The sequence below is a fragment of the Lacisediminihabitans sp. H27-G8 genome (genome assembly GCF_046156175.1).
In the GTDB taxonomy this organism is placed as follows: domain Bacteria; phylum Actinomycetota; class Actinomycetes; order Actinomycetales; family Microbacteriaceae; genus Lacisediminihabitans.
On sequence record NZ_JAYLVL010000001.1, the window covers coordinates 974,901 to 989,880 of the forward strand.

A 14,980-nucleotide genomic window follows, 5' to 3' on the forward strand; every position below is an offset into this window, starting at 1 on the left:
GATCCCACTGACGGGGCGGGCGGACTCGCCGCTCGCCATCACGAAAGAGAGAAATCAATGCCCACTCGCACCGCACGCACCGCATGGAATGGCAGCTTCGAGACCGGCGGGGGCCAGGTCGAGCTCACCAGCTCCGGCATCGGAACCTACGACGTCTCCTTCCCGAAGCGTTCCTCCGAAGACGCCAACGGATTCACCAGCCCGGAGGAACTCCTCGCTGCCGCGCACTCGGCGTGCTACGCGATGCAGTTCTCCGCGGTGCTCGGTGCTGCCGGCGGCACCATCGAAGCCCTCGATGTGAAGGCGGATGTCTCTCTCGGTGCCGACCCGGCTGGCGGATTCAAGCTGACGGGCATCCACCTCACCGTTCGGGGAGAGGTGACCGGAATCGACAGTGCGACCTTCATCGCCGCCGCGAACGACGCGAAGTCCGGATGCCCCGTGAGCAAGGCCCTCACCGGCGTCGACATCACGCTGGACGCCCAGCTCGAGGAGTAACGACTGTTCGCGCCCCCGCGGGGCCGCGTTCAGATCAGTCCGCCACCGTCACCGGTGCGGACCTGACGCGGTACCCGCGGGGATCGAACGACCCGACTTCATCGCGAAAGGCGAACGCGAAGTCCGGCCAGAGCAGCGTGAGGCGATCGCTGCGGTCATCCACGTACCAGCTGCTGCACCCGCCGGTGAGCCAGACCGTGCTGGCGCTTCGCCGGTCGAGGTCCCGCACCCACGCGTCTTCCGCCTCCCTCGAGACCTCCAGAACTTCGCCGTTGACGATCTCGAGATGGTCGAGCGCCCCGAGGATGAAGGAGATCTGGGTCTCGATCATATGGACCGCCGAATTGTGGCCGAGGCTCGCATTCGGACCATCGATCACGAAGAAGTTGGGGAACCCCGCCACCGTGGTCGAGGCGTGCGCCACCATCCCCCGGCTCCACCGCTCGGACAGCGCGACGCCGTCTCGCCCGATCACCCGGGTCGCGAAAGGCGGTCGGGTGCTGTGGAATCCGGTGGCGAGCACCAGTACGTCGAGTTCGTAGGCCGCACCGCTCGCCCCGGTGGCGGTGTTGCCGTCGAGCGACTCGAGTGCCGATGGCTCCAGTTGCACTGCTCCGGACGCGATCGCCGGGTAGAACTCGTCGGAGAGGGCAACCCGCTTGCACCCGATCTCATAGGCGGGAGTAAGGCGGGCGCGCAGCACGGGGTCGCTCACCTGCGCGGCGAGGTGGCCGAGCGCGACATCCCGAAACGGTTCCACGGCATCCGGCAGGCCGATGCGCTGGGCGAAGCCGGCCTCGGCATCCCAGAAGAGCTGCGATCGCAGTCGTTCGATTGCTCCGGGCACCCGCTCGAGCAGACGTTTGTCGGAATCGGAGTACGCGCGGTCTGCGCGCGGCACGATGTAGGCCGGGGTGCGCTGGAACAACACGACAGAGTCGGCGACCCTGGCGACGTTCGGCGCGATCTGGATGGCGGATGCCCCGGTGCCGACCACTCCGACACGCTTTCCGGCGAGGTCGACGCCGTGATCCCAGGACGAGGAGTGGAACACCGGCCCGTCGAAATCGGCCAGCCCCGGTATCACGGGGATCCGCGGCTCGGAGAGGCGGCCGGCCGCGACGACGAGTATCCGGCAGACGTACGAGCCGCCAGTCGTCTCGAGGTGCCAGCGCGCGGAATCCGCCTGCCAGCGCATCTGAATCACCTCGGTGCTGAACCGGAGGTGCGGCAGAAGGCCCTCTTGGCGCGCGCAATCCTGCAGGTACCGCTGGATCTCCGAGCCGTTGGCGTAGAACTGCCCCCAGTCGATCTTCGGGCGGAACGAGAACGAGTAGAGGTGGGAGGGGATGTCGCAGGCGACACCGGGGTAGGTGTTGTCGCGCCAGGTGCCCCCGACATCATCCGCGCGCTCGAGGATGAGAAACGACCGCTCCGTGTCGCGCGCGAGCCGGATGCCCATGCCGAGGCCACCGAAGCCCGATCCGACGATGATGGTGTCGACCTCGATCGGCTCGATCCCGTTCACGGGTGGGCCTCTTCCCGCACGGAGCCGGCGCGGAGCCGGGCGGGGTGAGAGACGAACTCGCGCATCATCGCGAGCACTTCCGCCGGGCGCTCCGCAAGCACCGCATGCCCGCTGTCGATCTCCGCGTAGCGGGAATTCGGCAGCGAGGCGAATACCTCGCGCGCCCGGTCGACGCCGGCGATGTCGTCCTGGGTGCAGCCGATCACGAGCGTGGGAGCGGTGACGCGCGGGAGCGCCTCCGTGAGGTCGGAGTTCGCGAACAGCGACATCTGGGCGGTGGTGGCCCCGCCCTTCGAAAATGGCTCGGGGCTGTGCCTCTCCAGGAACATCGGACTGTAGGCGGAGAAGATGTCGAGGGTCCGCAGCGAATCGTCGCCGGCGACGTCGAGATGCCCCCGCAGCGCCGCGAGCATCCGGTGCCGACCGGACGCCCGCACGACCGGAGTCACCAGTACAAGGGAGGCGACCACCGGGTTGTCGGCCGCGAAGGCTGCCGCAACCGTCGCACCCACCGAGAAGCCGACGAGTGACACCCGGCGGCCGGGCAGCACCGTGTTGAGCGCCCCTGCCAGCTGGTCGACCAGGCCGTCAAGGCGGGCGGATCCGCTGCCGTAGCCCAGATCCACCGCCAGCACCGGGCGAGTCCGGGCGAGGAGGGGGAGCAGAAACGAGAAGTCGCTCGCAGCAGTGCCGCCGATGCCGGCCAGGAGGACCACCGGGTCGACGGGCTGCCCACCGACGCCGTGCTCGTCGATGCCGTGCTCGTCGAAATCGTGCTCGTCGAAGCCGTCAAACCCCGAGAGGGTGCAGGAGACGTCCACGCCTCCGACGTTCACCGTGCGAATCATCGCTGCGGTGCTCATGGCACCGCGCTCGGCAGCGGGGCCTCCGAGCGGGGCTCGATGGTCAGCATCCGTGCGCCACGGCGCGTCTGCCGGGCTGGGATGTGCCGCACCGTCGCATAGCCGGTCGTGCGCTGGCGCAGCGGGCGACCGAGTTCTGCCGCGATCGTCTGCACCTCGGCGAGAGACAGCTCACGATGGGCCTCCGCGCCGGCAGTACGCGCGAGAGTGCCACCGAGAAGCAGGCCGCCGAGGTCATCCGCTCCCCCACGGAGCACCGCCTCTGCACCAGCCAGGCCGAGCTTGGTCCACGCCGCCTGGATGTGGTCGATGCGACCGGTCAGCATCAGACGGGCGACCGCGTGCAGTGCACGGCTCTGACGCAGACTCGGCCCAGGGCCGGCCACGGCCGCGACCGTCGGCGATGCCTCGAGCGGCAGGTACGGCATCGGGATGAACTCGGTGAACCCGCCGGTCTCATCCTGCAACCGGGCGAGCAGGCGCAGGTGGGCCACCTGGTCTGCCGGCGACTCGATGTGGCCGTAGACCATGGTCGCGGTCGTGCCGAGACCGAGCGAGTGGGCGGTGCTGATGACCTCGATCCAGGACTGCACCGGCGGATCGGTCCGGTCGCTCAGCACGGCACGGATGCGGTCATCGAGGATGCGTGCTCCGGTGCCGGGGATGCTGTTCGCACCGGCAGCCCGCATCCCCGTGATGAACTCACCGACGCTCTTCCCCAAGCGGGCGGCCGCATTCACGATCTCGACCGGTCTCAGGGAGTGGATGTGCAGGTCGGGCTGGGCCGCACGGATGGCGCCGATGATCTCGAAATACGCCCCGTCGAGCCCGTCGGGCACGGCTCCCTGGAGGCAGACCTCCGTCGCGCCGAGGACCCGCGCCTCGTCGGCGAGCGCGCGGATCAGGGCGAGATCGAGCGAACTGCCCGTCGACCGCTCGGGGTCGTAGAGCGCGAGGTCGAGATTGCGATTGATCACGAAAGACAGCTCGTCACCGACCGTGGACCGGCGCAGCTCATCCGCGATGCTGGCGAGACGCTCGAGGTCGGCACCGTCGGCACCGAGAAGAGCCACATAGTCGGCGTCGGCGAGCGCGGCCGGGGTGAGCTCTGCGGCATCCAGAAGCTCGGACAGAACACCACCTTCCCCCTCGGGTTCGGCGACCCAGGGCCGCCCCACCACCGGGGCATCCTCCCGAGCGAGCCCACTGGCCGGCTCGGTGAGGGCTCGCACCGGGGTGCGCAGTCGCGAATCGAGCCAGGTCTGCTCGTCGCGGATGTAGTCCGGATGCGCCGTCAGACGCTCGCGGAGGTCGAACCCGCCGTCCCGCGTGAGCCGAGCGAGAGTCTCGAGCTCCGGCCAGGGGCGCTCGGGGTTCACGTGGTCCGGGGTCAGCGGACTCACACCGCCCCAGTCGTCGATCCCGGCGCGCAGCAGCAGGCCGAGCTCCTGGGCATCGGTGAGGTTCGGGGGCGCCTGGATGGTGGCATCCGGTCCCATCACGATGCGTGCAACAGCGACGGCCGCGACATACTCCTGGAGAGCCAGATCCTCCTCGTTCTGCATGGCCGTGCGCGGCTTCGCCCGGAAGTTCTGAACGATCGTCTCCTGGATGTGCCCGTGACGTTCATGGGACCGGCGGATCTCGAAGAGGGCCTCTGCGCGCTCCGCATCGTTCTCACCGATACCGAGCAGAACCCCCGTGGTGAAGGGGATCCGCGAACGGCCGGCATCCTCGAGCACCCGGAGTCGGATGGCCGGGTCTTTGTCGGGCGAGCCGTAATGCACCCCGCCCTTCTCCGACCACAGGCGGGTCGCGGTGGTCTCGAGCATCATGCCCATTGACGGTGCGACCGGGCGAAGCCGCTGCAACTCCGACCAGGACATGACTCCTGGGTTGAGGTGGGGAAGCAGGCCGGTCTCCTCGAGCACGAGAATCGCCATCGCACGGATGTAGTCGAGCGTCGACTCGTAGCCGTGGTCGTCGAGCCACTGGCGTGCGCTCGGCCAGCGGTTCTCCGGGCGGTCACCGAGGGTGAAGAGCGCTTCCTTGCAGCCCATGGCGGCCCCTTGCCTCGCCACCTCGAGGATCTCGTCCGGCGACATGAACACGGGGATGTTGCGCTTGGCGAGACCACCGGGGGTGTCGACGAAGATGCAGTAGTGGCAGCGGTCCTGGCACAGCTGCGTCACCGGGATGAACACCTTTTTGGAATAGGTGATGATCCCCTCGCGGCCTGATCGCGCGAGGCCCTCGTCGCGCAGCCGTGAGGCGACCACAAGGAGCCGCTGCAGGTCATCACCGCGCGCGCCGAAGAGCAGTTCGGCGTCGCGCTGGTCGGTGACCTCGGAGTTCTCCAGGCGGAGGAGAGCTGCGGCGAGCTCGGAGGAAAGGGCGGGTTGTGGCATGGGAGACCTTCAGGAGAGTGAGGTGTACCAGCGCTCAAAAGAACGCACACAGCCCAAATCCAGGCTCGATGACGACTCGCTGCCAGCCTACGCGCCCGGGATGCTCATCGTTTCAATCGACTTCTCCGCGAGTGCCAGAATTGATCCCGTGCGACGTTCGGTCGATGACCACTATGTGAAGGAAAGACAATGACGCTCTCCCCCGCCTATCTCACGGATCGTTCGCCCGGATTCGGTGGACGAACGCCGCGGTCATGGCTGCATTCGGATGCCCCGCGGCTCGACCTGACCGGCGACTGGGCGTTCCGCCTGCTGCCGACGGCGCATCCGGCCGGCGAAGACGCCGATGCCTTCGCGCGGCCGGGGACCGACGTGGCCTCGTGGGATCGCATCCCGGTCCCGGCCTCGTGGGTGCTGGTGGACGACGGTCGCTACGGGAGCCCGATCTACACGAACGTGCAGTTCCCCTTCCCCGTCGATCCGCCGTATGTGCCCGACGCGAACCCCACGGGCGACTACCGGCGCAGCGTCGAGCTCGCGTCGGACTTCGCGAGCGATGGGCGCCTCATCCTGCGATTCGACGGGGTGGAATCCGCCTTCCGCGTGTGGTGGAACGGCCACGAGGTCGGGGTCGGCAAGGGCAGCCGTCTCGCCCATGAGTTCGACGTCACAGAATTCGCGACCCCCGGCGAGAACATCCTCGCCGTGCGGGTGCACCAGTGGTCGGATGCCAGCTACGTGGAAGACCAGGACCAGTGGTGGCTACCGGGCATCTTCCGCGACGTCTCGCTGAGCGCCCTCCCGGTGGCCGGAATCGACGACGTCTGGCTGCGCACGTCGTGGCGGGACGGCAGCGGATGGATCGACCCGGAGGTGCGAGCGCTCCCCGAGGCTTACCCCGTGCGACTGGAGGTGCCGGAGCTCGGCATCGACGTGCAGTGGGCGGATGAGGCCTCAGTGACGCCGATCGCTGTGGAGAGTGTCGAACCCTGGTCCGCCGAATCGCCCCGACTCTACGAGGCGAGCGTCTCGACGGCCGCAGAGAAGATCAGCCTCCGACTGGGCTTCCGCACCGTCGAGATCATCGGCGACCAGCTGCTCGCAAACGGACGTCGGCTCGTCTTCCACGGCATGAACCGTCACGAGGCTCACCCCGATCGCGGGCGCGTATTTAACGAGGAGCATGCCCGCGAAGACCTCGCGCGTATGAAGCGCTTCAACGTCAACGCGATCCGCACCAGCCACTACCCGCCGCATCCGCGCCTGCTCGACCTCGCCGACGAGCTCGGACTCTGGGTGGTGTTGGAGTGCGACCTCGAGACACACGGCTTCGAGGGCGGTGGTGCAGGCAACAACTGGACCCACGGTGCTGACGCCGTCGCCGAGCGCACCAGCAGGCTCACCGCACGCGACCAGGGGCACGCGAGCACCGGGGCCGGTGCCTGGGCGGCCAACCCCAGTGACGACCCGGCCTGGCGTCGCGCCTATCTCGACCGCATCGAGCGCACCGTCGAGCGCGACAAGAACCACGCGAGCGTCATCATGTGGTCGCTCGGAAACGAGTCGGGCACGGGAGCCAATCTCGCGGCGATGGCCGCCTGGGTTCACGACCGTGATGCCAGCCGCCCGGTGCACTACGAGGGCGACTACACGGGCGCGTACACCGATGTCTACTCGCGCATGTATTCCTCGGTGCCCGAGACAGAGTCCATCGGCCGCGACGACACCTCACTGCTGCTCGGATGCTCCACCGCGGAGTCCGCCCGCCAGCGCACCAAGCCCTTCCTGCTCTGCGAGTACGTGCACGCGATGGGCAACGGGCCGGGCGCGATCGACCAATACGAAGACCTCGTGGACCGCTACCCGCGGCTGCACGGCGGATTCGTGTGGGAATGGCGGGATCACGGCATCCGCACCCACACGCCGGAAGGCGTCGAGTTCTACGGGTACGGCGGCGACTTCGGCGAGGTCGTGCACGACGGCAACTTCGTGATGGACGGCATGATCCTCTCGGATGACACCCCGATGCCGAGCCTGTACGAGTACGCGGCCGTGGTTGCCCCCTTCCGCTTCACCGTCGCCGCGGACCTCGGCAGTGTCGACATCCGCAGCATGCGGCACTCGCTCGGCTCCGATGATGTCGAATTCGTCTGGCGGCTCGAGCGGGACGGCGTCGAGTCCGCGTCCGGCACCCTCGACGTCCCGGCGATCACGGCCGGCGAGACCGCGTCGGTGGACCTGCCCTCTCTCGACCCCGAAACGGATGGCGAGAGCTGGCTGACCTTCGAAGCCCGGCTGCGCGACACCACGACCTGGGCCGAAGCCGGCCACGTGCTCGCCCTCGGCCAGCACGACGTGACCGCACGGGCGCTGGCGCCCCAGCAGCGGGTTCCGCGCTGGAGCGTCGGCGGCACCTCCTCCGGAGTCACCAGCCTCGGGCCCGCCTCCTTCGCGGATGGCCGGCTCACCGCCATCGGAGACCTGGCAGTCGACGGTCCGGAGCTCACCCTGTTCCGGGCTCCGACCGACAACGAGTTGCGTTCCGGTCCGGGAAGCTACGACCTCGCCGACCCCGCCGTTCACGACCGCGGCCTGCCCGCACCCGCTCTCGCCGAGATCTGGCACTCCGCCGGGCTCGACCGGCTCACCAGCCGGGTCGTCGAACGCGAGGAAGGCCTCTCCGGCATCCGCGAACTGCGGCGCTGGGCCCCGGCCGCCGGTCGCGAGAGCGTCTACACGGATGTGCGCTGGCAGGCCCAGGATGACTCGCTGCTGCTGACCGTGGAGATCGAGCCGTCGGCGGGCTGGGACATCATCCTGCCGCGCATCGGCCTCCGGTTCGCGCTGCCGCTGGAGCTGGAGCAGGCGAGCTGGTTCGGCACCGGTCCGCTGGAGTCCTACCCCGACAGCGCGAATGCGGCACGGGTCGGCAGCTTCACGAGCACGATCGATGAGCTCAACGTGCGTTACGCCCGCCCCCAGGAGACCGGTCACCGGCCGGGTCTTCGTCAGCTGGAGTTGAGCGGAGCGGCGGGACAGCTGAGCGTCGAGGCGATCCCGGACCACCGCGGTCGTCGTCCCGGCTTCAGCGTCGCCCGGCACACCGCGGAGGAGGTCTCCGCGGCGGAGCATCCCTACGAGTTGCCGACGCCGACGCGCACGTATCTCTACATCGACGCGGCTCAGAACGGACTCGGCTCCCGCGCCTGCGGTGTGGATGTCTGGCCCACCCATGCGCTCCGGCCGGAGGCGAGAACCCTGCGGCTCCGTTTCGCGCGGAGCTGAACGCGTTCCCGGGCGGTTGGCAGGCACCACATCCGATCGCCCGGGACGCGCGGTTAGCATTGACGGGTAGAGAAATCTGAGGCCGTCCACCATGCCCACCGTCACCGTGCCCGTATCACCGCACATCCTCGCCCCCGCTGAGATCAGCGCCATCCGGGCCGACTTCCCGCTCCTCGAACGCGAGGTCAACGGGCGTCGGCTCGTCTACCTCGACTCCGGCGCGACGTCGCAGAATCCGCGTGCCGTCATCGCGGCGGAGCGCGAGTATTACGAGAATGAGAACTCGGCTGTGCACCGAGGCGCGCACACTCTCGCCGCGCTGGCGACGGAGCGATTCGAGGATGCCCGCACCACCGTCGCGCGCTTCGTCGGCGCGGCCGAGGACGAGATCGTCTGGACCTCCAATGCCACCGAAGCGCTGAATCTCGTCGCGTACGCAATCGGCAACGCCAGCGCCGGCCGCGGTGGGGTGGAAGCCGAGCGCTTCCGCCTGACGCCCGGTGACGAGATCCTCGTGACCGAGATGGAACACCACGCCAACCTCATCCCGTGGCAGGAACTCGCGGCACGCACGGGCGCCGTGCTGCGCTTCATCCCCGTGGCCGATGACGGCACACTGCGGATGGATGAGGCGGCTCAGCTCGTCAACTCGCGCACCCGTGTCCTCGCCTTCACCCACGTCTCCAACGTGCTCGGCGTCATCAATCCGGTGACGGAGCTCGTCGCTCTCGCCCGGTCGGTGGGAGCGTTGACCGTGCTCGACGCCTGCCAGTCCGCGCCGCACCTGGCCCTCGACCTGACCGCGCTCGGCGTCGATTTCGCGGCGTTCTCGGGCCACAAGATGCTCGGGCCCACCGGTATCGGTGTGCTGTTCGGCCGCAGCGAGCTGCTCAACGCGCTTCCGCCCTTCCTCACCGGAGGGTCGATGATCACCACCGTCACGATGGAGAGCGCCCAGTACCTGCCCTCGCCGCACCGGTTCGAGGCGGGCACCCAGCGGGTCTCGCAAGCCATCGCTCTGGCGAGCGCCGTCGACTACCTCGAGCGGGTCGGGATCGACCGGATAGCCGCGCACGAAACCGCGCTCGGGCAGCGCCTGGTCACCGGGCTCGCCGCGATCCCGGGCGTGACTGTGCTCGGCCCCGGCGTGGGGCGGGAGCGGGTGGGACTCGCCAGTTTCGATGTCACCGGCGTGCATTCCCACGACATCGGCCAATTCCTGGATGACCGCGGCATCGCGGTTCGCGTGGGTCATCACTGCGCCCAACCGCTTCACCGTCGGCTGGGGACGACGTCCTCCACCCGCGCGAGCGCCTACCTCTACACGACCGAGGACGAGGTCGACGAGTTTCTCGACGCGCTCTCGGCCGCCATCACCTTCTTCGGAGTCTCCGCATGAGTTCAGCAATGGAATCCCTCTACCAGGAGGTCATCCTCGACCTCTCACGCCGCCCGCACGGGCGCGGCCTTGAGGATGACGCGACGGCCGAGTCCCATCAGGTCAACCCGACCTGTGGCGACGAGATCACCCTGCAGCTGCACCTCGAGCCGGGCACGGATCGCGTCCGCGCCATCCGTTGGGAAGGCCACGGGTGCGCCATCTCCCAGGCCTCCGCGTCGCTCTTCTCCGACCTCGGGCCGGGGCTGACGACAGCGGAGTTGAAAGATCGCATCGAACTCTTCCGGGTCGCGATGCGCTCGCGCGGCGAGATCGAACCCGATGAAGAGCTCCTCGGTGACGCGGTCGCCCTCGGCGGAGTCTCGAAGTATGTCGCGCGGGTGAAATGCGCGATGCTCGCGTGGGTCGCCGGCGAACAGGCGATCATGCTGGCTGACGCGGCCTGAGCGCGCGTCACTGGCCTTCCGCGGTAGCCCGGTCCGATCCGTGCGGTGAGTCCGGGCGCGCTTCGTGATGGCGGAGCCCGTGGGTGCGACGGTCCTCCTTCATCTCCGCCTCATAGAGATGGCGCCGACCTCCGGCGAGGAGCGCGCGCGCCTTCGCTTCGACGGACCTGAACTCCCGGTAGTAGCCGTCGTCGTAGCCTTCGACGATCTGGAACGTCCAACGCCCCTCGATCACGTTGCGACCGACCACAGTGCGATCGATCTCGTCGGCGATGTCCGTGTGGCCCGCCCTCCGCAGCATCTCCACCGCTTCGCCCAGGGCGAGATCCGCCTTTCCGGTGAGTCGATGAAAGCCGTACAGTAGCCCGCGGGCGTTCTCGACGGTCTCCAGGGCCTCCGAGAGCTTGCCGAGGGCTTCCACCTCCGCGTCCGTCATGCCCGCCGGTCGTCGGTGGCCCGAGTCCGGCCCATCCGTCTCGTCGACTCCCGGGTCGTGTGGGGTATCCATGATCGCCTCGATCCCTTCCTTCGTCGCGGCGATCGTCGCGACTGTCGATGGTTGCACGATCGACTGGTCGGATGTCACGCCACCTGCAGCTACCAGAGCCCATCCGACGCTCGGGCCGCCGCGTTCTCAAGGCCTTGACCCACCGCGCCACCCGTCCGATAATCGGGGGCGCGGGGACGGATGTCGGTGCCCTTGCTTCACGACCGGAGAAGTGGACCGACAGGCGGATCCCCACCACCGGGGGCGTGTCTACGGGGAAGTACCGAAACGCCGCCGGGGCGCCCTACAGCTCCTACCCGCGTCTCGCTAAGGTCGATCTATGGATGCAGCGGGGCACGACGACATCGAGTACGAACAGAACGGCCGCCGGGCGATGGTTCGATACACCCCCGAGGACGCGGAGTGGAACATCTTCGCCCCCTCGGGCGTCTACGTCGCCACCTTCGCCGAAAGTCCTTCGACGCAGGCGGGCGACGCCGGGGCGCCGCTCTACCACCTCATCACCAACCGAACCTCCCCTCGCGCAGCCGAGAGCGACGACCGGTCTTCGGACTGGCGCGGGCTGGTCGAGCGCGCCCTCATCGACTTCGACGGCTTCGCAGGCGCCGATGACCTGACCGGCGAATGAGCAGGCGGACGAGCGGATGAGGCCGCGCCGCATCCGGCTCCCCTTCGCACGGCTCCTCGAATCGATCAGATCGAGCCTGTGGCCGATACCCGTGATAGCCATCGTCGCCGCGATGGGAATTGGCCTGCTACTCCCCTGGCTCGATCGGTCGGTCGACGCTGTCCTTCCGGATGGGCTCGACGCGGTGGTATTCAACGGTGGTGCGCAGTCGGCTCGATCGGTGTTGTCGTCGATCGCGGGTTCGCTCATCACGGCCACCTCCCTACCTTCTCCCTCACGGTGGTCTCGCTGCAGTTGGCGAGCAGCCAGGCGTCCCCGCGCGTGCTGAGGCTATTCGCGCAGGACAGTGTCGTGCACGGCACCCTCGCCCTCTTCCTGGGGACATTCGCGTTCACCATCATGACGCTGCGAACCATCCGCGATCCGTCCCTCGACAGTGCCGCGATCGTTCCGCGCATCGCCGTGACGCTCGCCCTGATGCTCACGCTCGCGAGCGTGCTCATGCTCGTGTTCTTCCTCGCCCATCTCGCCCGGCAGCTGAGGGTCGAGACGATGCTCAAGGACATCCATGCCGAGACGGACCGCACGATCGCCCTGGTGAGCGAGGCGAACGAGGAGTACAACGCCTTTCGCGGGACTGTGCTCCGGCGAGCCCCGAACCAGCCGGTGGCGGCCCGGTCAAGCGGCTTCATCACCCGGTACGACCGGAGCGCCGTGGTGGCGATCGCCGACAGGCACGGGCTGGTGGTTGAGGAGCTGAAACTCATCGGCGAGAGCAGCATCTCGGGAAGCGCGCTCCTGCGATACCGGCGGACGCGACAATCATCCGGTGACGATGAGGCCATCGAAGACGAACTGCGCGGTGCGTTCAGCATCGACTACGAGCGCACCTCGGCACAGGATGCCGACTACGGCGTTCAGCAGATCGTCGACATCGGCGTACGCGCCCTGTCCCCGGGTATCAACGGTCCGACGACCGCGCTGCACGCCCTCGCTCACCTCGCCGCCTTGCTGTCGGATTGCCTCTCCATGCCGCAGCCGCCACCCGCGCTGGCCGGCGAGGATGGCGCGTTGCGCGTGCTCACGCACGCCCGTTCCCGCGCGCAGACCATCGAGGGCACGCTCGGGCAGATGCGCCGCTATGGCGCGGCGGACTTCCCCGTGGTGAAGCGCATGCTGGACCTGCTCGACGACCTGCTGGTTGTGCATCCGGAAAGCGACATCGCGACGGCGGTCGAGACGCAGCTCGACGCCTTGGCTGCGGCCGTCGAAAAAAATGGGTTCGGACGCGAGGAGTCTCGTGTGATCGCCACACGCTCCGCCGAAGTAAGTCGGCGCGCCCGCACACTCACGCGGCGGAGGCCGGCAGCCAGGGCGGCGTGGCGTTCCCGGAGCTGAGCCTGAGGATGCCGCGGCCCGGTCTGGGACGTTCGCGGGCGACCCCCGCTGAAAGTCACCGCGCGGCGGTTTCTCGTAATGTGCGCAAGCGTCGCCACCGGTGCGTGATGATGATGCGGTGATGTCTATCAGGAGGTGCTTGCGATGTCCCTGACGCCGACGGCCGTCCACCCGGGGCGCCGGGTGCACTGGCTCGAACTCTTCTTCGACCTGGTGATGGTGGTCTACATCGGCCAGATCGCGCAGGTCATGCACGGCAATCCCCGGTGGGTGGATGCAGTCGTATTCGTCGCGTTTCTGGGCGCCGCCTGGTGGGCATGGGTGAACGCCACGGTCACGATGAACCTGTTCGGTGCGCGGATCACACGCTCCACCTGGACAGCTGTCACGATCGCGATGATTGCGATCGGTGTGATGGCGGCCGCCGTCCCGGACGCGCTCGGCGATCGTGCCGCCGCCTTTGCCGTGGGCAATGCCGTGATCCGGCTGGTCTGGGTGCAGCCCTGGTTCTCGAAGCGCAAGACGATCGGCGTGCCATGGTGGCGGCCGGTGCTCTACAGCGTCGTTCCCGCCTCCCTGTGGCTCGTCTCGATCTGGATCGCGCCACCGTGGCAGTACGCCCTGTGGGCGATTGCCGTGGCCATCGAGATCGCGCTGCTGAGCTTCCTCGGCGGGCAGCAAGCGTGGCTGCGCACGGCTCTCGACGTCGATCACCTGGTCGAACGCGTTGGGCTGCTCGTTGTGATTGTCTTTGGCGAGTCGATCCTGACCATCATCTCGGAGTTGGATGGACACTGGACGATCGTGTCGGGCCTGGCGGCCGTCCTGGGGTTCGCCTCAGTCTCGTTGCTGGCCTGGATCTACTTCGGCCATGCCACCTCCGCCGTCGAGCGCGGTTTACGGGCGCTGCTCCAGCGCGGGAGCATCACCGGGCTGCGGGACACGGTGATGTACCTCCCCTTTATCCTCGTGGCTGGAATCACCGTGTTCGCCACGGCCCTCGGCACAGCCGTGGCCGAGGCCGGACACCCTCTGCCGACGGGCGCCGTGATCAGCCTCAGCGCCGGCATCAGCCTCTTCTTCCTCGCCAGCACGGCCGAGTCGCTGCGGTATGGGGCTCCCTGGCGCCAAGTCGTGCTTTGGGGACCAGCGGGAATCCTGCTGCCCTGGGGATTGGTGCCTCTCTCCAACCTCGTCGCTGCGGAAGGAGTGGTCGCGTGCTCGGCAGCGGTCATTGCCCTAGTGCTCGCACTCACCGAGATCAACGTTCGGCGCATCCGAGCGCTCCCCCAAGGGACGGAAGACGCGGTGCTGACGTAGATACAGTCGCCGAGCCTGGTGAGGGGCGAACCATCGACGATTGAAGGCCGTCAAACGAAAAAACCCCGGAGAACCGGGGCAGAAAAGACCTGCTAAAGCTGGGGTACCTGGACTCGAACCAAGAACAAAAGATTGGCCCTGGCCCGGTGGCACCGGAGCGACTGTCCGACAAAAACCCCCGTGTTTGTGCGGTTTTCATGGCTTCAGTCTACCGACTGTTACTGGCCAATCTGGTTGCGTCGGCAGGGTTTTTGGTTACCTATCCGGTTACCTTCAAGGAGTCGCACGCTTATTGCCGACAGAATTCTTGAACTCCTCCACCCCCGGGTTCGCATACTGATCCCTAACTCTCTTGCAGCAGGCGACTTCGGGCGAGAAAGGGTGTCGACCGTTCCGACAGGTTGCAGTTGTCCATTGGTTTTGGTTCCCCTTCTGTTCCGCACGATGCCGTCGAGAAGGGACGGTTAGTTTGCATTACCTGGATCGATTCGATGCTCCAACACTGGTCAACTCGGATCACGGACTCGACGCCCTGGTCCTCGGTCAGCTTCAGCGCCTAGCGCCCTACTGCCCTGATCGACAGTCTCTCCCGCCGTGGACCCGATTGTCTTCGTGTAGTCAACCCATTCTTAGCGATCGCACATGCCTCGCCGTCTCAGATGATCCCTCGCGCAACATCTATGGAGCCCGGGTGCGGGT

Annotated in this window: 10 protein-coding genes and 1 pseudogene; 7 read left to right on the top strand and 4 right to left on the bottom strand. The window is 67.7% G+C overall.

Features of this window, described 5'->3' with window-relative positions; all coding sequences use genetic code 11:
- Positions 1-57 precede the first annotated feature (57 nt).
- Entirely contained in the window at positions 58-498 is a 441-nt protein-coding gene (locus VLI63_RS04650; RefSeq protein WP_185201270.1) for an OsmC family peroxiredoxin, read from the top strand.
- Between the two features lie 34 nt (positions 499-532).
- Here VLI63_RS04650 and VLI63_RS04655 read toward each other — a convergent pair whose 3' ends face one another.
- From VLI63_RS04655 to cofG, 3 genes are read right to left on the bottom strand one after another with little or no spacing between them, the layout of a single operon-like run.
- Positions 533-2,026 (bottom strand): flavin-containing monooxygenase, encoded by a 1,494-nt coding sequence (locus VLI63_RS04655; protein ID WP_409155732.1) that lies wholly within the window; start codon positions 2,024-2,026, stop codon positions 533-535.
- Entirely contained in the window at positions 2,023-2,889 is an 867-nt protein-coding gene (locus VLI63_RS04660) for an alpha/beta fold hydrolase (protein WP_409155733.1), read from the bottom strand. Before VLI63_RS04660 ends, VLI63_RS04655 begins: the two co-directional genes overlap by 4 nt.
- Positions 2,886-5,297: a 7,8-didemethyl-8-hydroxy-5-deazariboflavin synthase CofG gene (gene cofG / locus VLI63_RS04665; protein ID WP_409155734.1), complete on the bottom strand. Its 2,412-nt coding sequence runs from the start codon at positions 5,295-5,297 to the stop codon at positions 2,886-2,888. Before cofG ends, VLI63_RS04660 begins: the two co-directional genes overlap by 4 nt.
- 189 nt (positions 5,298-5,486) lie before the next feature.
- On the opposite strand from cofG, the gene VLI63_RS04670 reads away from it, so the two are divergent.
- The 3 genes from VLI63_RS04670 (at position 5,487) to sufU (ending at position 10,427) form a co-directional block, all read left to right on the top strand.
- Entirely contained in the window at positions 5,487-8,582 is a 3,096-nt protein-coding gene (locus tag VLI63_RS04670) for a glycoside hydrolase family 2 TIM barrel-domain containing protein (protein WP_409155735.1), read from the top strand.
- A 91-nt stretch (positions 8,583-8,673) separates the two neighbouring features.
- On the top strand, positions 8,674-9,981 hold the full coding sequence (locus tag VLI63_RS04675; RefSeq protein ID WP_409155736.1) for an aminotransferase class V-fold PLP-dependent enzyme: 1,308 nt from the start codon (positions 8,674-8,676) through the stop codon (positions 9,979-9,981).
- Entirely contained in the window at positions 9,978-10,427 is a 450-nt protein-coding gene (gene sufU, locus VLI63_RS04680; protein ID WP_354576559.1) for a Fe-S cluster assembly sulfur transfer protein SufU, read from the top strand. Before VLI63_RS04675 ends, sufU begins: the two co-directional genes overlap by 4 nt.
- 7 nt (positions 10,428-10,434) lie before the next feature.
- On the opposite strand, the gene VLI63_RS04685 is transcribed toward sufU, so the two are convergent.
- Positions 10,435-10,935, bottom strand: a complete 501-nt coding sequence (locus VLI63_RS04685) for a hypothetical protein (RefSeq protein ID WP_409155772.1) — start codon at positions 10,933-10,935, stop codon at positions 10,435-10,437.
- A 319-nt stretch (positions 10,936-11,254) separates the two neighbouring features.
- Here VLI63_RS04685 and VLI63_RS04690 point away from each other — a divergent pair, with 319 nt between their 5' ends.
- The 3 genes and pseudogenes from VLI63_RS04690 to VLI63_RS04700 all read left to right on the top strand — a co-directional run bounded on the left by VLI63_RS04690 (position 11,255) and on the right by VLI63_RS04700 (position 14,281).
- Entirely contained in the window at positions 11,255-11,563 is a 309-nt protein-coding gene (locus VLI63_RS04690; protein WP_409155737.1) for a hypothetical protein, read from the top strand.
- Positions 11,564-11,675: 112 nt separating this feature from the next.
- Positions 11,676-12,961, top strand: a pseudogene (locus tag VLI63_RS04695) (DUF2254 domain-containing protein).
- 144 nt (positions 12,962-13,105) lie between these two features.
- A complete protein-coding gene (locus VLI63_RS04700) occupies positions 13,106-14,281 on the top strand; it encodes a low temperature requirement protein A (RefSeq protein ID WP_409155738.1) in 1,176 nt (391 codons plus the stop codon).
- Positions 14,282-14,980: the final 699 nt, after the last annotated feature.